This window comes from Paractinoplanes polyasparticus (genome assembly GCF_019710575.1).
Taxonomy (GTDB): domain Bacteria; phylum Actinomycetota; class Actinomycetes; order Mycobacteriales; family Micromonosporaceae; genus Actinoplanes; species Actinoplanes polyasparticus.
The window spans coordinates 233,380-255,463 of the sequence record NZ_JAHWFK010000019.1 but is presented as its reverse complement, the minus strand read 5'-3'; the positions used below and the strand labels follow the sequence as shown (position 1 = coordinate 255,463).

Genomic DNA, 22,084 nt, shown 5'->3' with positions numbered 1-22,084 from the left:
GGTATCAACATCCCCGCCATCGCCGCCTCGGTCGTGCTCACGACCGTCCCGATCGTCCTGCTCTACGCGATCGGCCGGCGCCAGCTGCTGAGTGGTCTAACGGCGGGATTCGGCAAGTAGGACGGTGCTCTCCCGGACGACGAGCTCGGTCGCCAGCTCCACCCGGGGGGTTTCGATGGGCTCGCCGCGAGACAGTCGCAAGACGGTTCGCGCGGCGAGCCCGCCCATGTCGGCCAGCGGCTGACGGACGGTCGTCAGCGGCGGCGACGACCAGCGGGCCTCGGGCAGGTCGTCGAAGCCGACCACGCTCAGGTCGTTGGGCACCCGGATGCCCTTGAGCCGGGCCGCCTCGTAGACGCCCAGCGCCATCTGGTCGCTCGACGCGAAGATCGCGGTCGGCGGGTCGTCGCGGTCGAGCAGCCGCTGGGCGGCCGCGAAACCGCCCTCGTGGCTGAAGTCGCCCGGCTCGATCAGCCGCCGGTCGACCCGCAGGCCGGCGGATTCGAGAGCGGCGCGGTAGCCGTCAAGACGAGCACGGCTGCACAGCAGATTGCGCGGCCCCTCGACCAGGCCGATGCGGCGGTGGCCGAGCGAGATCAGATGCTCGGTGGCGCTGCGACCGCCCGACCAGTTCGTGGCGCCGATCGTCGGCACGTCGGACGCGGCCCCGCCGGCCGGGTCGATGATCACCATCGGGACGTTCAGCCGGTGGAGCTCGGTGTAGACCGGGCCGGCCCCGTCCGAGATGACCAGGACCACGCCGTCGGACTGGCGCGACCGCAGATTCTGCAGCCACTGCCGGGTCGACGCGGTGCGCCGGTGCACGGCCGACACCACGGTGCCGACCCCGGCGGCGTGGGTGACCTCTTCGACGCCGCGGATCAGCTCGACCGCCCACGGGCTGTCGAGATCGTGAAAAACGAGGTCGATCAATCCGGCGCGCAGCGGCTGCCGAGAGTTACGAGGCCGATAATCGTGCTCCCGCAGCAGATGCTCGATGCGGTCGCGCGTCTCCGGGGAGACATCCGTACGCCCATTGAGCACCCGCGACACCGTGGGCACACTCACCCCGGCGGCCTCGGCAATGGTCGCGATAGTGACGCGTCTTCCGGTCGCGGCCATGGACTCTCCTCGCCTGCCCCACGAACTCCGGCGAAACTTTCGATTCGGAGTTCCGGAAGTATTGCACATTCCGCGACCGATAAGGACACGTGCACAGGTCTGATCTCGGCCACAGCCGGGTAAGGGGCCTCACATGCCTCTCATCGCCGGTCGTTACCGCTTGGGTGAAACCCTGGGCGTGGGTGGCATGGGCAAGGTCTGGCAGGCCCGCGACGAGGTGCTGCAACGCGAAGTGGCGATCAAGGAGGTGCTGCTTCCCGCCGACCTGCAGGCCTCGGACCGGAACGCCGTCCACCGCCGCACCCTCCGCGAGGCCCGCGCCGCGGCCCGGCTCGGCCACCCCAACGTGGTGCAGGTCTTCGACGTGCTCGATGTGGACGGCCGCGCCTGGATCGTCATGGCGTACGTGCCGTCCAGCTCCCTGCAGGAGGTGCTGCGCACCTCGGGCCCGCTCGACCCGCGCCGCGCCGCCCGGGTCGGCCTCGACCTGCTGGCTGCGCTCCGAGCCGCCCACGCCGCCGGCGTGGACCACCGCGACGTGAAGCCGGCCAACGTCCTGCTCGCCGACGACGGCCGGGTGCTGCTGACCGACTTCGGCATCGCCACCATCGAGGGCGACAGCCAGATCAGCAGCTCGGACATGCTGATCGGGTCCCCCGAATACATGTCACCGGAACGGGCCCGCGACGGCACAGCCGGCATGGCCTCGGACCTGTGGTCGCTGGGGGCGACGCTGTACGCCGCCGTCGAGGGCCATTCCCCGTTCCACCGTGCGTCGGCGCTGGCCAGCCTGACCGCGCTGGCCGCCGACGAACCCGACCCGCCGCGCCGGGCCGGCCCGCTGGAGCCGGTGCTGAAAGGTCTGCTGCGCAAGAACCCCGCCGAGCGGATCAACGCCGCCGAGGCCGAGCACCTGCTGCGCGAGGCCGCCTCCGGCGCGTACGGGCACGCGCTGGTTCCCGCCCACCCCGAGGCCGCCACCACCGACGCCCTCCCCGCAGTCCTCAACCCCCACCCGGCAACCGGCGACCCGGTGCCATCCCCCGAGAATCCGGCCGCCCCTCGTATCCCAGCGCAGCGGCCGGCCCCGGAATCGACTCCAGCCGGCGCTGCCGCAACGCCATCCGGCGCCCCCGCCGCGATGCGCGCCGATGCAGCGCCGGTCGCCATCCCCACCAGCCGCGACGGCGCACCGCCGGCCGCCGCCCCCGCCTCAACGGGCGACGGTGCGGCGTCGCCTGACGTCTCTGCCGGAACACGCGACGGCACAGCGCCGGCCGCCGGGCCCGCGTCAACGGGCGACGACGCTGTTTCGCCTGACGTGTCTGCCGGAACGCGCGACGGCACAGCGCCGGCTGCCGCGCCCGCGTCAACGGGCGACGACGCTGTGTCGGCTGGCGTCCCGGTCGGCAATGCCTCCGAGCGTGATGTCGTTGGGCGGTCCGGCGTCCCCGCCTCAACGGGCGACGGCACAGTGCCGGCCGGCACCCCCGGCTCAACGGGCGACGGTGCAGGGTCGGCTGGCGGCTCCGGCTCAACGGGCGACGGTGCGGGGTCGGCTGGCGGCTCCGGCTCAACGGGCGACGGTGCGGGGTCGGCTGGCGTCTCTGCGGGTACTGCCGCGCCGCACGACGGCACACCGCCGGCCAGTGCCCCGGGGTCAACGCGCGATGGGGCGGCGTCCGCCGTCCGCGCAGCGAGGGCCGGCGCCTCCGAGTCAACGCGCGACGCTCCGCCAGTGGCCGGCGTTTCTGGCGGCATCGCCTCAGCGCGAGACGACGCAGCGCCGGCCGGCGCCCCCGGGTCAACGCGCGACGGTGCGGCGTCCCCCGACCGCGCGGCGCGGTCCGGCATCCCCGCGTCAACGCAAGACGACGCAGCGCCGGCCAGTGCCTCCGAGTCAACGCGCGACGCTCCGCCAGTGGCCGGTGCTTCTGGCGGCATCGCCTCAACGCGCGACGACGCAGTGTCGCCCAACACCCCCTCCACGCCGACCCACGTCACGCCGGCGACCGAAGCCGCCTCGCCCGGCGACCGCATCGCGCAGCGTTCGTCGTCCGAGGCCGGTTCGGCGGTGCCCGGGCCGGCCCCGGCCTATCGCGGCCGTGCGACTCCGGTCCCGCTCGATTCCGACACACGACCGGACAGGTCGCCGACCCGGCGCTGGCTCCTGGCCGCCGCCGCGGCCGTGGTCGCCGTGATCGCGGGCGTGGTCGTCTGGAACGTCACAGGGTCCGGCCCGGACGGCGAAGCGAACACCCGCGCCGGCGCGCCGGCCGTCTCGGCGCCCGGCCAGCCGTCGTCCTCACCCAGCACCTCGGATCCCGCCGCGGCCCCCGCCACCTCCGCGTCTTCCCCGGCCTCGGCGACGCCGTCACCCACCGGCGCCGACGACGACAGCGGCGCCGGCTCGGGATCCGGCCTGCCCGAACTTCCCGACGGGTGGCGCGACTACCAGGACCGGACCGGCTTCGCCGTCTACGTCCCTGAGGGCTGGACCCGTTCGCGGGAGGGGACCATGGTGTACTTCCGCGACAGCAGGACCGGCCGCGTCCTCGGCATCGACCAGACGAGGAAGCCCGCGCCCAACCCCGTGGCCGACTGGCGAGGCAAGGCCGACTACCGCGTGGCCCGCGGCGACTTCCCCTCCTACCGCGAGATCCACATCCGCGAGGTCGACTACTTCCAGAAGGCCGCCGACTGGGAGTTCACCTTCACCCGCAACGGCACTCGCCAGCACGTCAACAACCGTGGCGTCATCACCTCCAAGACTCAGGCCTACGGCTTCTATTGGCAGACCCCGGACAGTTCCTGGGCGCGCTACCGGGACGACCTGCAGCTCGTCTTCGACAGCTTCCGCCCCCGCTCCTGACCGAGGGCAGAACCCGACGCTACTGCCTCGGAGGGGCCCGAATCCGGTTGTCCACAACGCTCTGCCGGACGGTGCCATGGTTATCCACAGGCAACTCGACGAGGCGTCCGCGAGTGGCAGACTTCGGCCTCTCATCGGTTGTCCTGCGAGGTGGTTGCCGTGCGGTTGCCCCGTTTCCTGCTGGCCGGCATCCTGCTGGCCGGCACAGTCCTGCTGCTGACTGAGCTGTTCGCCCGCGAGGCGCCCGGCGCGGTCACGTTCGGCGTCTTCGCCCCGCTCTGGCTGGCGCTGTCGGTCGTCAACGCGGGCATAGGCGTCTTCTCCGCCGGCTACCGGCCGTCCGAAGAAGCGATGGCTCTGCTGCCGGTCTTCGGCGTCCCCACCGCCGTGGCCGGCGCCGCGTGGTGGGCCTGGCCCGACGGCCCGCCGCTGGGCGGCGTCCGCCTGTTCTGGTTCACCGTGGCCGGCGTGACCCTGTGGGCCGCGATCGCGTTACTGGCCGGCTTGCTGGTCCCGCACGCCACCCGGGAAACCGCCCTCCGCACGGCCGCCGCCGTCTTCGTCCCGCTCTGGCTGGCCCTCCAGGTCGTCAACCTGCTCCTGGGCGTCCTCGTCGAGCACTACTCGGTGGCCGAGGAACTGCTGGTCCTGTTGCTCAACTTCGTGCTCCCGGCCGCCACGTCCGTAACGGCGTCTCGAGCAGCGCAGAGGGGGTGATCACTCCGGTCCTCCGGGGGTGGCGCCCCCCGACTCGACTCCCGGCTGTCGGCAGAGGGCAAATGTTCCCCTCGGCCACTGGGGCAAGGACCCATGACCCAGGATGAGCGCTGAGATGAGCAAGCCGATCGATTCGGCTTCGGCGGCGAGGAGCCGTGACCCGGGAATTGGTGTCGCTGCCGGTGGAACCCGCACTCGGAGGTCGTGTCAGAACACGACCAGGTCTGTGGTTCGGATGCGGAAGGGAAACGGCTCTTTGGCGACCAGGATCTGGCCGGGGGAGGCCGACGTGTGTTCGAGGTAGCGGCCGCCGCTGAGGTGGAAGAGCCGGAGGCTGACGGCCTTGTGCTCGGCCGATTCGGGTTGTGTCAACAGAAACCACGGGATCCCGGCTGCCGCGTAGTGCTCGATCCGGTTGGGGGTTCCGGCGGGGTCGGCGCCGGGCCGGGTGATCTCACCGACGAGAGCCGTATCGGCGGCCTCGGCGAAGGCGGCGAGCCGGTCGACCCGGGCAACCACGAGGTCAGGCACGAGCAGGCGGCCGGGGCCGAGCCGCATCAGCACCGCACCGTGGGCGCCCAGGCCGGCCCGGCGAGCCGTGCTGCGGAGGGACCGCACCAGCAAGTGGGCCACGCTCTGGTGAGGCACGGTCGGCGTGAGGCTGGGCAGCACCTCGCCCTCTACCCCTTCCAACCGATAGCCCACGTCGCCCGCAGTCATCGGGCCCAAGTCTTCCCAGGGCTCACCACGTCGCTGCAGCCTGCCCTCCGTCACCCGTAAATTGTCGGACGACTAGGTGACTCATGTCAACGGCTGCCGTTCGGCTTGTCCGGGCTCTCAGGGGAGGCTGATGTTCGCGGCGATCCGGGACGCCTCGATGACGGCAGCGATGACCCGGGACGCGCCGGCCGGCAGGGCCAGCTGGATCGCGGCCGGGCCGACCATCCGAGGGGGTCCGAGCACGACGATCCCGGGCATGCGAAGCGATTCGCCGCATACCCCGGAGCCGTAAGTAAAGCGGCTCGCCTCACCCGTTGTCGCGGATCCGCCGCGACTGCGCCGGCCAGTTTCGGGGCCGGCCTCCGTGGGGATCAGAAGTTCACTAGTTCGTTCGTGTCGAGCTCGATGCGGAAGGGTGAATCCGCGATCAGGACCTCGCCCGGCTTTGCCGTGGCTACCTCGACGTAGCGGTTACGCCGCTGACGGAACAGGCGAAGCGTGACCTCGTCGTAGTCGGGCATGTGCGGCTCGATCAGCAGGTAGCAGTCGATCTTTGCGGCCTCGTAGAACTCCCGCTTCTGGCCGCTGTCCATCGCTTTGCTACTCGGCGAGACGACCTCCGCGACGAGGGTGACGTCGGCGGCCCCGACCACTGTCGTGACCCTGATCTCCGGACTCACCACCGCGAGGTCGGGGATCAGCAGCCGGTTCGGGCCCAGCTGAACGTTGATGCCGTCGAAGACCTTCAGGTTCGCGGCGCGCGCGGTGGGGTGCAGCGCTGCGTGAACGACGTGCAATATGCCCTGGTGAGCCAAGCTCGGTCCCGGGCTTACCCAGAGGCCGCCGTCTATCAGCTCAATTCGATTCGTCGTCTCGCCGAGCGCAAGATACTCCTCCTCGGTCCATGGGCCCGGGTGGTTGAAGTTCGCCTCGGTCGTCGGCACGTTGTCGCGTGCGCTCATGTCCTGGATGGTCACGCGCCCAGTTGTCATATGTCAAGATGACGATCGTCAACCAGTTGCGGCCAGTGCGGGGGCATGCGGATCGCCCGCGTCGGCAGCTGGGGCGAAGCTATGGTGCGGCACAGGCAGGCGCTGAAGGTCAGTCGGGCGAGGTGGCGCTGCCCGCGCGCCCTGGTCGGTCAGACGAGTGCCGCGGTGGGGATCACGATGGGGAAGGGCTGGTCGTGGTGCAGCGTCTCGCCCTGCTTGGCCACGGCGACCTCTTCGTAGTCGTCGCCCTCGCGCCGCAGCAGGCGCAGCGTGACGGACTCGTAGGCGCTCATGTCAGGCTCGACCGTCAGATACCAGTCGACCTTCGCCATGGCGTAGAGCTGCCTCTTGAGGCTTCGGTCGACGGATGCCGTGCTCGGCGACAGGATCTCGCCGATCAGCACCACCTCGGACGCGTCGCACACGCCTCCATGGCGGCTCATGTGCCCGATGATCAGGTCGGGAATGAGGATCTGGTTCGAGGCCAGCCGGACGTTCGACTCGTGAAACGTGCGCAGGCCCGCAGCTTCGGCCGGTTCGAACAGGATCCGCATGAGCTGGAAATTGATGCCCTGGTGGGCTCTGTCCGGCGCCGGGCTCACCAGCAGTCCCCCGTTTACCAACTCGATCCGGCTCTTCGTCTCGCCGAGCGCCAGATACTCCGTCTCCGTCCACGGATCGGGTTGGTCGAGCCTTGCCTCCGTCATGGGCAAAGTGTCGCATGCGCTCATGTGCGGAATCGTCGCATGACTAGTTGTCGGACGTCAATGTCGTCAGCGGGGTGCGGCCAGGGCGGGGGAGTGGGCTGCCTCGGCCAGGTGGGCGGCTATGGCCTCGTGGCCGGTGGTGATCAGGCCTACGGTCACGCGCAGGTGGGGGTCGGTGGGGGTGACCGTGAAGGCGGTGCCGGCGGCGGCCGCTATGCCGTTGCTGGCCAGGGAGATCAGGGCGGCCGGCTCGTCGCGCACGGGCAGCCACAGGTTCAGGCCGTCGCCGGCGGGCTGGGGCAGGCCCTGGCGGCGCAGGGCGGACACGATCAGGTGGCGGCGGCGGGCGTACTCGTCGCGGGCGGCCCGGACGGCGGCTACCGAGGCGGGGTCGGTCAGCAGGGTCAGCAGCACGTGTTGGAGCAGGCGGCTCGTCCAGCCCTGGCCCAGCAGGCGGCGCTCGAGGACGGGGTCCAGCGCGGCGGCGGGCCCCGCGACCGCGGCCAGGCGCAGGTCGGGGCCGTGGGACTTGGCGAAGCTTCGCACGTGGATCGTCTGCCGGGGCAAGTGGGCGCCCAATGAGTGCAGGGGAGCCGAGGAGACGTCGCCGGCCGAGTCGTCCTCCACGGCGTACACCTGGGGGCTCGCGGCCAGCGCGGCGGCCAGAGCGGCAGCCCGGGGCGCGGACCACGACGCGCCGGTGGGGTTGTGCGCGCGCGGCTGCAGGAAGACCGCGGCGGGGCGGTGATCCAGCGCGGCCGCCAGGGAGTCGGGGAGCATGCCCTCGGCGTCGGTGGCGGCCGCGATCGGCTGGACGCCGAGGAATTCGAGCAGGTCCAGCAGCGGTGGGAAGCACGGGTTCTCGACCACGGCCCGGTCGCCGATGCGGAGCAGGGAGCACGCGACGTGGTCGACGGCGTCCATCGCGCCGTCGAAGATGGCCAGGCGGTCGGGGAGGTAGGGCCACCGGTCGCGCAGCAGCGCCGCCAGTTCCGGGAGCACGGGCTCGTCCAGATAGCTGGTCGGTGCGGGGGAGGGACCGGCCAGCGCCGGCAGGGCGGGCAGCAACTGCGGGTCCGGTACGCCGGTCGACAGGTCCAGCGCGAAGCCGGAACGCCCGCGGAGAGCCGCGCGGTAGCGGCCCGGTCCGTCGGCCCGCGACGTGGCGACGACGGTGCCGCGACGTCCGTCGGTCTGGATGGTTCCCGAGCGGCGCAGCAATTGCCAGGCTGCGCTGACCGTGGTGGGCGACATGTGCAGCTCGGCGGCCACCCGGCGTACCGGCGGAAGTCTGCTGCCCGGCGGCAGCGCGCCGTCGCCCACCGCCCGTCCCACGGCTTCGGCCAGGCCGCGCGCGGAGACATCGGCCAGTCTGGATCTTATCTCCGCGAACATTTTGTGACAGTACGTTTCCTGCATTGTTCGGTCCAGAGGTGGTACGTAATCTCGGGCCATGAATCGAATCGCGCACTGGATCGGCGGCTCTGAGCGCGCCGGCGCCTCGGGCCGCGTCGGCCCCGTCTTCAACCCCGCGACCGGCGAGCAGACCGCGGAAGTGGATCTCGCCTCGGCCGAGGAGGTCGGCCGGGCCGTCGCCGTCGCGAAGGAGGCCGCGAAGTCGTGGCGTTCCGCGTCGTTGTCGAAGCGGGCCGCGGTGCTGTTCAAGTTTCGTGAGTTGCTGGCCGCGAAGAGCGGTGAGCTCGCCGCGATCATCACCAGCGAGCACGGCAAGGTCCTGTCCGACGCGGCGGGCGAGGTGGCCCGCGGCCTCGAGAACGCCGAGTTCGCCACCGGCATCCCGCACCTGATGAAGGGCGGCTTCTCGGAGCAGGCGGCCACCGGGGTCGACGTCTATTCGATCAAGCAGCCGCTGGGCGTGGTCGCCGGCATCACCCCGTTCAACTTCCCGGCCATGGTGCCGCTGTGGATGTGCACCACGGCCATCGCGGCCGGCAACGCCTTCGTCCTCAAGCCCAGCGAGAAGGACCCGTCGTCGGCGCTCTTCCTGGCCCGGCTCTGGCAGGAGGCCGGCCTGCCCGAGGGCGTGTTCACCGTCGTCAACGGCGACAAGGAGGCCGTCGACGCCCTGCTGACCCACCCGGACATCGCCGCGGTCAGCTTCGTCGGCTCGACCCCGATCGCCCGGTACATCTACGAGACGGGCACCGCGCACGGCAAGCGCGTGCAGGCCCTCGGCGGCGCCAAGAACCACATGGTCGTGCTGCCCGACGCCGAGCTCGACGCGGCCGCCGACGCCGCGGTCAGCGCCGCCTACGGCTCGGCCGGCGAGCGCTGCATGGCCGTCTCGGTCGTGGTGGCCGTGGGCGACGTGGCCGGCCCGCTGGTCGACGCGATCGCGGCCCGCCTGCCCAAGTTGAAGATCGGCGACGGCACCGACCCCGAATCGCAGATGGGCCCGCTCATCACCGCCCAGCACCGCGAGAAGGTCGCCGGCTACATCGCCAAGGGCTCGGCGGAGGGCGCCACGGTCGTCGCCGACGGCCGCGAGGCCGACCTGCCGGGCAACGGCTACTTCCTCGGCGTCACGCTGCTCGACAACGTCAAGCCGGACATGGACGTCTACGTCGACGAGATCTTCGGGCCCGTGCTGTCCGTGGTGCGCGTCCAGACGTACGCCGAAGCCCTGCAGCTCGTCAACGACAACGAGTACGGCAACGGCACCGCCATCTTCACCCGCGACGGCGGCGCGGCCCGGCAGTTCCAGTTCGACGTGAACGCGGGCATGGTCGGCGTCAACGTGCCGATCCCGGTGCCGGTCGCCTACTACTCGTTCGGCGGCTGGAAGGCCTCGCTGTTCGGCGACACCCACATGTACGGGCCGGACGGCATCCACTTCTTCACGCGCTCCAAGGTCGTCACCTCGCGCTGGCCCGACCCGGGCACCTCCAGCGTCGACCTCGGCTTCCCCACAAACCGATGAGCGACGCGCAGGTGAGAGAAGACGACCGCGCCCACGTCTTCCACAGCTGGTCAGCCCAGGGCCTGATCAACCCGCTCCCGATCGCAGGGGCGAGCGGCAGCTACTTCTGGGACTACGAGAACACGAAATATCTGGACTTCTCGTCACAGCTGGTCAACGTCAACATCGGACACCAGCACCCGCGGCTCGTCCAGGCGATCCAGGAGCAAGCGGCCAGACTCTGCACCATCCAACCGGCCTTCGCCAACGACAAGCGCGGGGAGGCAGCCCGGCTGATCAGCGAGCTCGCGCCGGAGAAGTTGAACAAGGTCTTCTTCACCAACGGCGGCGCCGAGGCCAACGAGAACGCGATCCGGATGGCCCGCGGTCACACCGGCCGCCACAAGGTGCTCTCCACCTACCGCAGCTACCACGGCTCGACGTCGACCGCGATCACCGCCACCGGCGACCCGCGCCGCTGGGCCAACGAGCCGACCGCGGTCGGCGTGGTGCACTTCTGGGGTCCGTACCCGTACCGGTCGCCGTTCTACTCGCAGACGCCCGAGCAGGAGACCGAGCGGGCCCTGCAGCACCTGCGCGACACGATCGTCTTCGAGGGCGCCGGCACGATCGCCGCCGTGCTGATCGAGACCGTCGTGGGCACCAACGGCATCCTCGTCCCGCCGCCGGGCTACCTGCGGGGCGTGCGGGAGATCTGCGACGCGTACGGCATCGTGTTCATCGCCGACGAGGTGATGGCCGGCTTCGGGCGGTGCGGGGAGTGGTTCGCCGTCGACCGCTGGGGCGTGGCGCCCGACCTGATCACCTTCGCCAAGGGCGTCAACTCGGGGTACCTGCCGCTGGGCGGCGTGATCATCTCGGACGAGATCGCGGAGACGTTCCGGGAGCGGCCGTTCCCGGGCGGCCTCACCTACTCGGGCCACCCGCTCGCGTGCGCCTCGGCCGTCGCGTCCATCCAGATCTTCAAGGAGGAGGGGATCGTCGAGCACGCCCGCATGATCGGCGACGACGTGATCGCGCCCGGCCTGGCCGAACTGGCCGCCCGGCATCCGAGCGTCGGCGAGGTGCGGGGTCTCGGCGTGTTCTGGGCGGTCGAGCTCGTCCGCGACCGCGCCACCCGCGAGCCGTTGGTACCGTTCAACGCCTCCGGGGCGGCCGCCGGACCGATGAACGAGCTGGCCGCGGCGTGCAAGGAGCAGGGCCTCTGGCCCTTCACCCACTTCAACCGGGTGCACGTCGCGCCGCCCTGCACGGTCACCGCCGCCGAGGTGCGCGAGGGGCTCGACATCCTCGACCGGGCACTGGACGTGGCCGACAGGTATTACACAGGCGAACGCGCGATTGCGTAGCTCGGACGCCTCCTGAGCGCCGATTCCGTTTCAGGTTTGGAAATTAGTTTCGGATTCCCTTGTCTTCTGTCCTTCGTCTGTGTCAAGGTCTCGCAGTCGTTCGTGTGGGAGCTGTCACAGGCCCGCTACGGGAGGTCTTATTTCGTGAGCACCGCGCTGCCCGTTCTGCGCAACTTCGTCGGTGGGGACTACACCGGCACGGTCGACGGGGTCACCTCCGAGGTGATCGACCCCAGCACCGGGGAGGCCTACGCGCTGGCCCCGGTCTCGTCCGAGCAGGACGTGGACGCGGCGATGGCCGCGGCCGACGCCGGCTTCGAGGCCTGGCGCGACGCCACTCCGGCCGAGCGGCAGCGGGCCCTGCTGCGGCTGGCCGACGCGGTCGAGGCGCGGGCCGACGAGATCATCGACGCCGAGTGCCGCAACACGGGCAAGCCGGTCGAGGCCACGCGGGCCGAGGAGATGGGTCCGCTCCTCGACGAGTTGCGCTTCTTCGCGGGCGCGGCGCGCATCCTGGAAGGCAAGTCCGCGGGGGAGTACCTGCGCGACCACACGTCGTACGTGCGGCGCGAGCCGATCGGCGTCTGCGCGCAGATCACCCCGTGGAACTATCCGATGGTCATGGCGGTCTGGAAGTTCGCCCCCGCCGTCGCGGCCGGCAACGCGGTCGTCCTCAAGCCGTCCGACACCACCCCGGTCTCCACCCTGCTGCTGGCCGAGATCGCCGCCGAGTTCCTGCCGCCGGGCGTCCTCAACGTCGTCTGCGGCAACCGCGGCACCGGCCGGGCCCTGGTCGCCCACCCGGCGCCGCAGCTCGTCTCGATCACCGGGTCGACCCGGGCCGGCACGGAGGTGGCGGTCTCGGCCGCCGCCGACCTCAAGCGGGCCCACCTGGAGCTGGGCGGCAAGGCGCCGGTGATCGTCTTCGACGACGCCGACATCGCCGCCACGGCCGCGGCGATCGCGGGCGCAGGCTACTTCAACGCCGGTCAGGACTGCACGGCGGCGACCCGGGTGCTGGTGCACGGCCGGGTGGCCGCCGACTTCACCGACGCCCTGGCCGAGGCGGCCCGGAACACCAGGGTCGGCGCGCCGGCCGACACCGATGCCTACTTCGGGCCGGTCAACAACGCCGCGCAGCTCGCCCGGGTGCAGGGCTTCCTCGACCGCACGCCCGACCACGCGAGCATCGTGGCCGGCGGCAAGCGGATCGGCGAGCGCGGCTACTTCCTCGAGCCGACCGTCGTGGCCGGTCTCCAGCAGCGCGACGAGATGGTCCAGGACGAGGTGTTCGGCCCGGTCATCACCGTTCAGCAGTTCGACGACGAGGCCGAGGCGGTCCGCTGGGCCAACGACGTCCGCTTCGGACTGAGCGCGAGCGTGTGGACCCAGAACCACGGGCGTGCGATGCGGGTCTCCCGCCGGCTCGACTTCGGGGCCGTCTGGATCAATACTCATCTGCCGTTCGTGTCGGAAATGCCGCATGGCGGCTTCGGTCACTCCGGGTACGGCAAGGACCTTTCGATGTACGGGTTCGAGGAGTACACCCGGATCAAGCACGTCATGAGCTACCTCGGCTGACATATACCCCCCACCGCGAAGAGGAAGCCCTCGATGACCACCCCCCAGCACAGCGCGGTACGCGCCCGGTCGGCGCCGCCGGCCGGCGGCACCCCGGCGATCGAGTTCGTCGGCGTGAACAAGAACTACCTGTCGCACGGCGAGACGGTGCCCGCCGTCAAGCGCACCGACCTGGCGATCGGGCAGGGTGAGTTCTTCTCGCTGCTGGGCCCGTCGGGCTGCGGCAAGACCACGACGATGCGGATGATCGCGGGCTTCGAGGAGCCCACCGCGGGCAAGGTCTTCCTGGACGGCAACGACGTCACGAACGTCTCGGCCAACAAGCGCGACGTCAACATGGTGTTCCAGTCGTACGCGTTGTTCCCCCACCTCAACACGTACCAGAACGTCGCCTTCGGCCTGGAGCGCAAGAAGGTCGCCAAGAGCGAGATCAGCCGCCGGGTCGCCGAGATCCTCGAGATCGTGTCGCTGACCGGCATGGAGAAGCGCTCGCCGCGGGAGATGTCGGGCGGTCAGCAGCAGCGGGTCGCGCTGGCCCGGGCGCTGGTCAACCGCCCGCGGGCGCTGCTGCTGGACGAGCCGCTGGGCGCGCTCGACCTCAAGCTGCGCCAGCAGATGCAGATCGAGCTCAAGCGGATCCAGCGCGAGGTCGGGATCACGTTCGTCTACGTCACCCACGACCAGGGCGAGGCGCTGACGATGTCGGACCGGATCGCGGTCATGAACGCCGGCGTGATCGAGCAGCTGGGCTCGCCGCGCGAGATCTACGAGCGCCCGGCGTCGCGGTTCGTGGCCGGCTTCATCGGCACGTCGAACATCGTCGACGGCCACGTGGACCGGGTCGAGGGCGGGCTGGCCGTGCTCAGCTACACCGCGCAGGACAGGGTGGTGGTGCCGGCGGCCCCGTCGGTGCGCCAGGGAGACAGGCTCGAGGTGTCGATCCGTCCCGAGAAGATCGATATGCACCGCGGCGTTCCCCCCGTGCAGGCGACCGGCGGCAGCGTCCTCTCCGGGACAGTGACGGAGGTCGTTTATCACGGAACCTCAACGAATTACACGGTGGCGACGGCGGCAGGCGCGGATTTCACAGTGTTCGATCAAAATGCTTCGAACGCCGACGATCTTGCGGATCGCGGCGACCGGGTGTACCTGACCTGGGCCCCCCAGCACTCATACATGATCGGAGACTGAGATGCCTGCGTCGAACATGTCCGACCCCACCCTGCTCCGCGGCCTGACCCAGCGCCGCTTCGGCCGTCGGGACGCGCTCCGGCTCTCCGGCCTGGCCGGCATGGGCGCCGCCCTGGCCGCCTGCGGCGTGCAGGGTCAGGGCACGCAGGCACCGGCCAGCGCCGAGCCCGACGCCGTGGCCAAGTTCTGGAACGGCAAGGTCAAGAACGGCACGCTGAACTTCGCCGGCTGGCCGCTCTACATGGACCCGAAGCGGCCCGAGCTCAAGAAGTTCACCGCCAAGACGGGCATCAAGGTGAACTACCAGGAAGTCATCCAGGAGATGGGCCCCTGGTTCGCCAAGGTGCAGCCGCAGCTGTCGGCCGGTCAGTCCATCGGGTACGACCTGATGGTCATCACCAACAGCTTCCAGTTCACGCAGTTCCGCGACTCGGGCTTCCTGGCCCCGCTCGACCACTCGAAGCTGCCGAACTACGCCAAGAACGCCGGCGAGGCGTACAAGAAAGAGGCCTTCGACCCGGGTAACGCCTACAGCATCCCGTACGCCTCGGGCATGACCGGCATCGCCTACGACGAGAGCAAGACCGGCCCGATCACCGGCCTGGCCGACCTGTGGACCAACCCGAAGCTCAAGGGCAAGGTCGGCATGTTCTCCGACATCCAGGAGCTGGCCAACTTCGGCCTGCTGAAGAGCGGTGTCAAGCCGGCCGACTCCACCGAGGACGACTGGGAGAAGGCGGCCCAGGAGCTCAAGAAGCAGAAGGCCGACGGCTTCGTCCGCAACTACTACGACCAGAGCTACATCGAGGCGCTCGGCAGCGGTGAGGTGTGGGCGACCCAGGCCTGGTCGGGGGACATCTTCCAGAAGAACCTCTCCGACAACACGAACTTCAAGTTCATCATCCCGGCCGAGGGCGGGACGATCTGGACCGACAACTTCACGATCCCGGTCACGGCCAAGAACCCGGTCGACGCCATCATGGCGATGGACTTCTTCTACGAGGTCGCGAACGCGTCGACGCTCGCCGAGTACATCAACTACGTGTGCCCCGTGCCCGCGGCCCAGGCCGACATGCGCGCGCGAGCGGCCAAGTTGAGCGGCGACGACAAGGACGCGCTGCTCGACGTCGCGGACAGCAAGCTCGTCTATCCCACTGCCGCCGAGTACGCCAAGCTGCACTACTACGTGTCGTTCGAGGCCACGAGCGAGCAGCAGAAGTTCCAGAAGACCTTCGAACCTATCGTGCTGGGATGATATGAGCCGCGTCAGACGAAAGATCGCTCCCTATCTGCTGGTTCTGCCCGGCGGGATCTGGTTGCTGATCTTCTTCGCGGTGCCGATGTTCACGATGCTGTCGCTCTCCCTCCAGGAGGGCGACATCGTCACCGGCTACCGCTTCACCGGGCACTGGCAGACGTACACGGAAGCGATCTCGGCCTATCAGACCCAGCTCGTCCGGTCGCTGATCTACGGCGTGATCGCCACGATCCTGCTGATCGCCATCGCGTTCCCCATGGCCTACTGGATCGCCTTCTACGGCGGGCGCCGCAAGCAGACGTACCTCTTTCTGGTCCTGCTGCCGTTCTTCGTGTCGTTCGTGCTGCGAACTATCTCGTGGAAGCAGATCCTCACCGACGAGGGCCCGCTGCTGCAGCCGCTGCGGGACGCCGGCCTGATCTCGCAGGCGTTCCACATCCTCGGCACGCCGTACGCGGTGATCCTCGGGCTGGTCTACAACTTCCTGCCGTTCATGGTGCTGCCGATCTACGTGGCGCTCGAGCGCATCGACCCGCGCGTGGTCGAGGCGGCGCGGGACCTGTACGCCAACCCGGCCACCACGTTCCGCCGGGTGATCTTCCCGCTGGCCCTGCCCGGTGTGTTCGCCGGCGTGCTCATGACCTTCATCCCGGCCAGCTCCGACTTCGTCAACTCCGAGGTGCTGGGCAGTTCGGACACGACCATGATCGGCCAGGTCATCCAGACGCAGTTCCTCGAGAACTCCGACTATCCGACGGCCTCGGCGCTCTCGTTCGTGCTGATGGCCGTGCTGCTGGTCGGCGTGTTCTCGTACGCCCGGATCCTCGGCACCGAGGACGTCATGAAGGTGGCCGCGCGATGACAGCGTCGACCCTGCAGCGGCCGCCCGCCTCCACCGAGGACCCGGCCGCGCTCAAGCCCAAGCGGCGGATCACCGGCGCCGGCCTGCTCCACGTGTACACCTGGGTGATCATCGGCTGGCTCATCCTGCCGATCGCCGTCATGATCGCGTTCGGCTTCAACGACACGCCGGGCCGCTACAACCAGACCTGGAACGGCTTCACCCTCAAGTGGTACGGGCGCCTGTTCGAATACCCGGACCTGACCAGCGCCCTGATCACGTCGATCGTGATCGCCGTCGTGTCCAGCCTGCTGGCGGCCGCGCTCGGCACCGGCATCGGCTACGCGCTGGGCCGCTACCGGTTCACCGGCTCTGGCTCGCTCAACCTGGTCATGTTCGCGACGATGTCCTCGCCCGAACTGATCATGGGCGCGTCGCTGCTGAGCCTGTTCGTCTCGGCCGGCACCGGCCTGGGCCCGGTAACGATCACGATCGCGCACGTCATGTTCTCGATCTCGTTCGTCGCCGTCGTCGTGCGGTCGCGGGTGCTGACCCTGGACCGTTCGATCGAGGAGGCCGCGTACGACCTGGGCGCGACCGCGTGGACCACGTTCTGGAAGGTCACCTTCCCGATCATCCTGCCCGCCGTCTTCTCCGGCGTGCTGCTCGCGTTCGCGCTCTCCATCGACGACTTCATCGTCACCGCCTTCACGGCGGGCACCACCAAGACGTTCCCGCTGTGGATCTGGGGAGCGACCCGCGTCGGCATTCCGCCGCAGGTCAACGTCATGGGCACGCTCATCTTCGCGGTCGGCGTCCTGGGCGCCGTCATCGCGAACGTCCGGTCGCGACAGCGTAAGCGGGATTGATCACTCGTGCGTTCTTCGCTGAAGGATGCTGTTTCCGAACCGTACTGGCTGACCCAGGCGGGTGCTCCGGCTCCCGCGGCCCCGCTCGACGGCGCCGACACCGCGGATCTCGCGGTGGTCGGCGCCGGGTACAGCGGGCTGTGGACAGCGCTGATGGCCAAGGAGCGCGACCCCGCCCGCGACGTGGTGGTGGTCGAGGCGGGCACGGCGGGCTGGGCCGCGTCCGGTCGCAACGGCGGGTTCTGCGCCGCCTCGCTCACCCACGGCCACGAGAACGGCCTGAGCCGCTTCCCGGACGAGATGCCCCGCCTGGTCAAGATGGGCCTGGACAACCTCGACGGCATCGAGGCCACGGTTGCGCGCTACGGCATCGACTGCGACTTCTCCCGTACGGGCGAGTTGCAGGTCGCCACGGCCGAGTGGCAGCTTCGTGAGCTCCAGCGGGGCCCCGGCTTCCTGGACCGTGAGCAGGTCCGGGCCGAGGTCGACTCACCCACGTACCTCGGTGGGGTGTGGGACCGCGACGGCTGCGCGATGGTCGACCCGGCCCGCCTGGTGTGGGGCCTGCGCGAGGCCTGTCTGTCGCTGGGCGTGCGGTTCTACGAGCAGTCCCCGGTCGAGCGGATCAAACCGCACGGCGCCGGCCTGCGGCTGCACACCTGGCGCGGGCGGATCGACGCGGCCCGGGTCGCGCTGGCGACCGGCGCGCACGGCAGGCTGCTGCGACGGCTCGGGCACTTCGTGGTTCCCGTGTACGACTACGTGCTCATGACCGAGCCGTTGTCCCCGGCCCGGCTGGCCTCGATCGGCTGGCGCAACCGGCAGGGCGTCGGCGACGCCGGCAACCAGTTCCACTACTACCGGCTCACTGCGGACAATCGCATCCTGTGGGGCGGGTACGACGCCGTCTATTACAACGGCGGACGGATCGACCCCTCGCACGATCAGCGCGAGGCGACGTTCGCGGTGCTGGCGGATCATTTCGCTGAGACGTTCCCGCAGCTGTCCGAGGTGCGCTTCACCCACAAATGGGGCGGCGTGATCGACACCTGCAGCCGTTTCAGCAGTTTCTTCGGCACGGCCTACGGCGGCCGGCTGGCGTACGCGGTCGGCTACACCGGACTCGGTGTCGGGGCGACCCGCTTCGGCGCCGACGTGATGCTCGACCTGCTCAGCGGCGCCCGGACCGAGCGCACCGCGCTGAAAATGGTGCGCAGCAAGCCGATCCCGTTCCCGCCCGAACCGGTGCGTTCCGGCGTCATCCAGCTCACCCGCTGGTCCATCGCGCAGGCGGACCGCAACGAGGGCCGCCGCAACCTGTGGCTGCGCACCCTCGACAGGGTCGGCCTGGGCTTCGACTCCTGACCGGCGGCGCGGAAGACCCGTAGCGGCGCGGAAGACCCGTAGCGGCGCGGAAGACCCGTCGCGATGCGGAAATAGTTGTCGGGCCTCTTGCGTGCGACGGAATCAGTGAAATGATCGGGTCCTGGAGCCTGAAGGAGTTGAGTGATGGCCTCGTCGGCCGAGTTGCACCAGCGTCGGTCCGCGGCCGTCGCGCGCGGGGTCAGCAGCATGATCCCGTCCTACGTGAGCACCGCCGGCGGCGGCACCATGACCGATGTGGACGGCCGCGAGTGGATCGACTTCGCCGCCGGCATCGCCGTCACCAACGTCGGCAACGCCGCGCCCCGGGTCGTCGAGGCGGTGAAGGCGCAGGCCGAGCGGTTCACCCACACCTGCTTCATGATCGCCCCGTACGAGCAGTACGTGGCGGTCTGCGAACAGCTGGCCGCGCTCACCCCCGGCGACTTCGACAAGCGGTCGGCGCTGTTCAGTTCGGGCGCCGAGGCGGTCGAGAACGCCGTGAAGATCGCCCGGCACGCCACCGGGCGGCCCGCCGTCGTCGTGTTCGACCACGCGTACCACGGCCGAACCAACCTGACGATGGCGCTGACGGCCAAGGTCATGCCGTACAAGCAGGGCTTCGGCCCGTTCGCCGGCGAGATCTACCGCGTCGCGATGTCGTACCCGCTGCGCGACGGCCGCAGCGGGGCCGAGGCCGCCGCGTACGCCATCAGCCAGATCGAGAAGACGGTCGGCGCCGTCAACGTGGCGGCCGTGCTGATCGAGCCGATCCAGGGCGAGGGCGGATTCGTCGTGCCGGCCGAGGGCTTCCTGCCGGCCATCGCGGCCTGGTCCAAGGCGGCCGGCGCGGTGTTCATCGCCGACGAGATCCAGACCGGCTTCTGCCGTACGGGCTCGTGGTTCGCCTCCGAGCACGAAGGCGTCGAGCCCGACCTGATCACGACGGCCAAGGGCATCGCCGGCGGCTTGCCGCTGGCCGCGGTGACCGGGCGGGCCGAGATCATGGACTCCGTCCACCCCGGTGGCCTCGGGGGAACGTACGGCGGAAACCCGATCGCCTGTGCCGCCGCGTTGGCCACCATCGAGACGATGCGGGAGCTCGACCTCGCGGCGGCCGCCCGCCACATCGAGTCGGTGGCGCGGCCCCGGCTCGAGGCGCTGGCCGCCAAGCACCCGTCGATCGGCGAGGTCCGGGGCCGCGGCGCGATGCTGGCCCTCGAGGTCGTGATACCCGGCGAAGACACGGCGGCCGGCCCCGCGCCCGACGCCGTGCTCACCGCAGCGGTGGCCAAGGCGGCGCACGAGCTGGGTCTGCTGCTTCTCACCTGCGGCACCTACGGCAACGTGATCCGGCTGCTGCCGCCACTGATCATCTCGGACGACGAGCTCGATCGTGGCCTCAGCCTCCTCGAACAAGCCTTCGCCTCTTCTCTGTAACGGAGCCCCCCTTGAGCGACCTCCAGTCACCCGACTACGAAAAGCTGGCCGGCGACGCCCGCGACCACCTGTGGATGCACTTCACCCGGCTGTCGTCCTACAAGAAGGCCGACATCCCGATGATCGTGCGCGGCGACGGCTGCTACATCTGGGATTCCACCGGCCGGCGCTACCTCGACGGTCTGTCCGCGCTGTTCGTCGTGCAGACCGGTCACGGCCGCCAGGAACTGGCCGAGGCCGCGGCCAAGCAGGCCGGCGAGCTGGCGTACTTCCCGATCTGGTCGTACGCCCACCCCAAGGCCGTCGAGCTGGCCGACCGCCTGGCCGAGCTCACCCCGGGCGACCTCAACCGGGTCTTCTTCACCACCGGCGGCTCCGAGGCCGTCGAGTCGGCCTGGAAGCTGGCCCGCTCCTACTTCAAGCACACGGGCAAGCCCACCAAGACCAAGGTGCTGTCCCGCTCGATCGCCTACCACGGCACCTCGATGGGCGCCCTGTCGATCACCGGCATCCCCGCCCTCAAGCAGGACTTCGAGCCGCTGGTGCCGTCGACGTTCCGGGTGCCCAACACCAACTACTACCGCCGCCCCGACGAGCGCATGTCGCTCGAGGAGTTCGGCGTGTGGGCCGCCGACCGCATCGCCGAGGCCATCGAGTTCGAGGGCCCCGACACGGTGGCCGCTGTCTTCCTCGAGCCGGTGCAGAACGCGGGCGGCTGCTTCCCGCCCCCGCCCGGCTACTTCCAGCGGGTCCGCGAGATCTGCGACCGCTACGACGTGCTCATGGTCTCGGACGACGTGATCAGCGGCTTCGGCCGCCTCGGCGAGTACTTCGGCGGCCAGCGCTACGGCTACACGCCCGACATCATCACCGTCGCCAAGGGCCTGACCAGCGGCTACGTGCCGCTCGGGGCAATGATCGCCTCGGAGCGCCTGGCCGAGCCGTTCCTCGAGGGCACCAACTGGTTCGCCCACGGCATCACCTACGGCGGTCACCCCGTCGGCTCCGCGGTGGCCCTGGCCAACCTCGACATCATGGAGCGGGAAGACCTCAACAAGCACGTCCGGGACAACAGCGACCTGTTCCGCTCGTACCTCGACCGCCTCTCGGACCTGCCCATCGTGGGCGACGTCCGCGGCGACGGCTACTTCTTCGGCATCGAGCTGGTCAAGGACAAGGCCACCAAGGAGACCTTCAACGAGGACGAGTCGGAGCGCCTGCTGCGCGGCTTCCTCTCCAGCGCCCTGTTCGAGGCCGGCCTCTACTGCCGCGCCGACGACCGCGGCGACCCGGTCATCCAGCTCGCGCCCCCGCTGATCGCGGGGGAGGAGCAGTTCATCGAGATCGAGCAGATCCTGCGCTCGGTCCTCACCGAGGCCGCCAACCGCCTCTGATCACGACGAAACGCCCGGCATTCCGAGGGGATGCCGGGCGTTCGGCTTCGTTCGCGATGTCGGCGCCACCGGCCAGGAGGCGCCGTAGCGGTGATCATGGTTGAGGCGCCGCGGGGCAGGGCTCGCACGATCGACCCGGCTCGGTAGGCCGTCGCATACGCCCGTCACACCGGGTAGACGCGGTACTGCAGCTTCTCGTCGTACCGGAGACCGGTGACCGCCGTGATGATCGACCAGAGGAAGTCCTCGTCCGGGCCCCAGGACGGCAGGGCGATCTCCGCCTCGACCGGCAGCGGCGTGCCTTCGTCCTCGACGGCCACACCATCGGCGTAGACGTAATGCCGCGTGCGTTCGCCCTTCGTGAACAGCGTGAAGCCGTACGTGCTCGAAACGCTGCTGAAGAAGACCACCAGAGCGTCGGCCGGCTCGGTCGGCTCCCAGCCCATCACCACATCCATCATCGGGTTCCAGACCTGCACCCAGCCACCCGACTCGGCGGCATAGAGGGCGTCGGGCTTGAGGGCGCTCGTAGCCTGGTCGGCTCCGACCAGTTCGCCGCTGAAATCGGTGATGGCGAGGTCGTCCACAGCCTCGTCCGCCGTCACGTCCTGACGGAAAAGCACCGAGGTGTTCCAACCCATGATCAAGACCTTTCCTCGTACGGCGGGACCGCCGCCCATTGTCCAGGGCTGCACTCCAGGACAACGTGGGAGGGCACTGTTGTGAGG

19 protein-coding genes are annotated in these 22,084 nt (G+C 69.9%); 12 read left to right on the top strand and 7 right to left on the bottom strand.

Going from position 1 to position 22,084, the window contains the following annotated elements:
• Window positions 1–96: 96 nt before the first annotated feature.
• Window positions 97–1,122: a LacI family DNA-binding transcriptional regulator gene (locus KXC43_RS20320; RefSeq protein ID WP_221377663.1), complete on the bottom strand. Its 1,026-nt coding sequence runs from the start codon at window positions 1,120–1,122 to the stop codon at window positions 97–99.
• A gap of 133 nt (window positions 1,123–1,255) precedes the next feature.
• Here KXC43_RS20320 and KXC43_RS51045 point away from each other — a divergent pair, with 133 nt between their 5' ends.
• Window positions 1,256–3,994 carry a serine/threonine-protein kinase gene (locus tag KXC43_RS51045; RefSeq protein WP_255644407.1) on the top strand — a complete coding sequence of 913 codons (2,739 nt, stop codon included), beginning with the start codon at window positions 1,256–1,258 and terminating at the stop codon, window positions 3,992–3,994.
• A gap of 159 nt (window positions 3,995–4,153) precedes the next feature.
• Complete coding sequence (locus tag KXC43_RS20310; RefSeq protein ID WP_221377662.1) at window positions 4,154–4,711, top strand: hypothetical protein; 558 nt, start codon at window positions 4,154–4,156, stop codon at window positions 4,709–4,711.
• A 207-nt stretch (window positions 4,712–4,918) separates the two neighbouring features.
• Here KXC43_RS20310 and KXC43_RS20305 read toward each other — a convergent pair whose 3' ends face one another.
• The 5 genes from KXC43_RS20305 to KXC43_RS20285 all read right to left on the bottom strand — a co-directional run bounded on the left by KXC43_RS20305 (window position 4,919) and on the right by KXC43_RS20285 (window position 8,525).
• Window positions 4,919–5,431: a Uma2 family endonuclease gene (locus KXC43_RS20305; protein ID WP_221377661.1), complete on the bottom strand. Its 513-nt coding sequence runs from the start codon at window positions 5,429–5,431 to the stop codon at window positions 4,919–4,921.
• A 117-nt stretch (window positions 5,432–5,548) separates the two neighbouring features.
• The gene (locus KXC43_RS20300) at window positions 5,549–5,689 is read right to left on the bottom strand and encodes a hypothetical protein (RefSeq protein WP_221377660.1); all 141 of its coding nucleotides are present in this window, start codon (window positions 5,687–5,689) and stop codon (window positions 5,549–5,551) included.
• A 113-nt stretch (window positions 5,690–5,802) separates the two neighbouring features.
• Window positions 5,803–6,408 (bottom strand): Uma2 family endonuclease, encoded by a 606-nt coding sequence (locus tag KXC43_RS20295; RefSeq protein ID WP_308129165.1) that lies wholly within the window; start codon window positions 6,406–6,408, stop codon window positions 5,803–5,805.
• Between the two features lie 164 nt (window positions 6,409–6,572).
• Window positions 6,573–7,130, bottom strand: a complete 558-nt coding sequence (locus tag KXC43_RS20290; RefSeq protein WP_255644406.1) for a Uma2 family endonuclease — start codon at window positions 7,128–7,130, stop codon at window positions 6,573–6,575.
• Between the two features lie 66 nt (window positions 7,131–7,196).
• A complete protein-coding gene (locus KXC43_RS20285; RefSeq protein WP_221377658.1) occupies window positions 7,197–8,525 on the bottom strand; it encodes an aminotransferase class I/II-fold pyridoxal phosphate-dependent enzyme in 1,329 nt (442 codons plus the stop codon).
• A gap of 58 nt (window positions 8,526–8,583) precedes the next feature.
• Between KXC43_RS20285 and KXC43_RS20280 the strand changes: the two genes are divergently transcribed.
• The 10 genes from KXC43_RS20280 (at window position 8,584) to KXC43_RS20235 (ending at window position 21,356) form a co-directional block, all read left to right on the top strand.
• Window positions 8,584–10,071: a CoA-acylating methylmalonate-semialdehyde dehydrogenase gene (locus tag KXC43_RS20280; protein WP_221377657.1), complete on the top strand. Its 1,488-nt coding sequence runs from the start codon at window positions 8,584–8,586 to the stop codon at window positions 10,069–10,071.
• On the top strand, window positions 10,068–11,420 hold the full coding sequence (locus KXC43_RS20275; RefSeq protein ID WP_221377656.1) for an aspartate aminotransferase family protein: 1,353 nt from the start codon (window positions 10,068–10,070) through the stop codon (window positions 11,418–11,420). The genes KXC43_RS20280 and KXC43_RS20275 overlap by 4 nt, the downstream gene beginning before the upstream one ends.
• A 144-nt stretch (window positions 11,421–11,564) precedes the next feature.
• Window positions 11,565–13,001: an aminobutyraldehyde dehydrogenase gene (locus tag KXC43_RS20270; RefSeq protein WP_308129164.1), complete on the top strand. Its 1,437-nt coding sequence runs from the start codon at window positions 11,565–11,567 to the stop codon at window positions 12,999–13,001.
• A 33-nt stretch (window positions 13,002–13,034) separates the two neighbouring features.
• Window positions 13,035–14,192: an ABC transporter ATP-binding protein gene (locus KXC43_RS20265; protein WP_221377655.1), complete on the top strand. Its 1,158-nt coding sequence runs from the start codon at window positions 13,035–13,037 to the stop codon at window positions 14,190–14,192.
• A 1-nt stretch (window position 14,193) separates the two neighbouring features.
• Entirely contained in the window at window positions 14,194–15,447 is a 1,254-nt protein-coding gene (locus tag KXC43_RS20260; protein ID WP_221377654.1) for a polyamine ABC transporter substrate-binding protein, read from the top strand.
• A 1-nt stretch (window position 15,448) separates the two neighbouring features.
• Window positions 15,449–16,312 carry an ABC transporter permease gene (locus KXC43_RS20255; protein ID WP_221377653.1) on the top strand — a complete coding sequence of 288 codons (864 nt, stop codon included), beginning with the start codon at window positions 15,449–15,451 and terminating at the stop codon, window positions 16,310–16,312.
• A complete protein-coding gene (locus KXC43_RS20250; protein WP_221377652.1) occupies window positions 16,309–17,160 on the top strand; it encodes an ABC transporter permease in 852 nt (283 codons plus the stop codon). The genes KXC43_RS20255 and KXC43_RS20250 overlap by 4 nt, the downstream gene beginning before the upstream one ends.
• 6 nt (window positions 17,161–17,166) lie before the next feature.
• Entirely contained in the window at window positions 17,167–18,525 is a 1,359-nt protein-coding gene (locus KXC43_RS20245) for an NAD(P)/FAD-dependent oxidoreductase (protein WP_221377651.1), read from the top strand.
• A 144-nt stretch (window positions 18,526–18,669) separates the two neighbouring features.
• The gene (gene gabT / locus KXC43_RS20240) at window positions 18,670–19,962 is read left to right on the top strand and encodes a 4-aminobutyrate--2-oxoglutarate transaminase (RefSeq protein WP_221377650.1); all 1,293 of its coding nucleotides are present in this window, start codon (window positions 18,670–18,672) and stop codon (window positions 19,960–19,962) included.
• 11 nt (window positions 19,963–19,973) lie between these two features.
• A complete protein-coding gene (locus KXC43_RS20235; RefSeq protein WP_221377649.1) occupies window positions 19,974–21,356 on the top strand; it encodes an aspartate aminotransferase family protein in 1,383 nt (460 codons plus the stop codon).
• A gap of 164 nt (window positions 21,357–21,520) precedes the next feature.
• Here the strand turns inward: KXC43_RS20235 and KXC43_RS20230 are convergent, their stop codons facing one another.
• Complete coding sequence (locus KXC43_RS20230; protein ID WP_221377648.1) at window positions 21,521–21,997, bottom strand: hypothetical protein; 477 nt, start codon at window positions 21,995–21,997, stop codon at window positions 21,521–21,523.
• Window positions 21,998–22,084 lie beyond the last annotated feature (87 nt).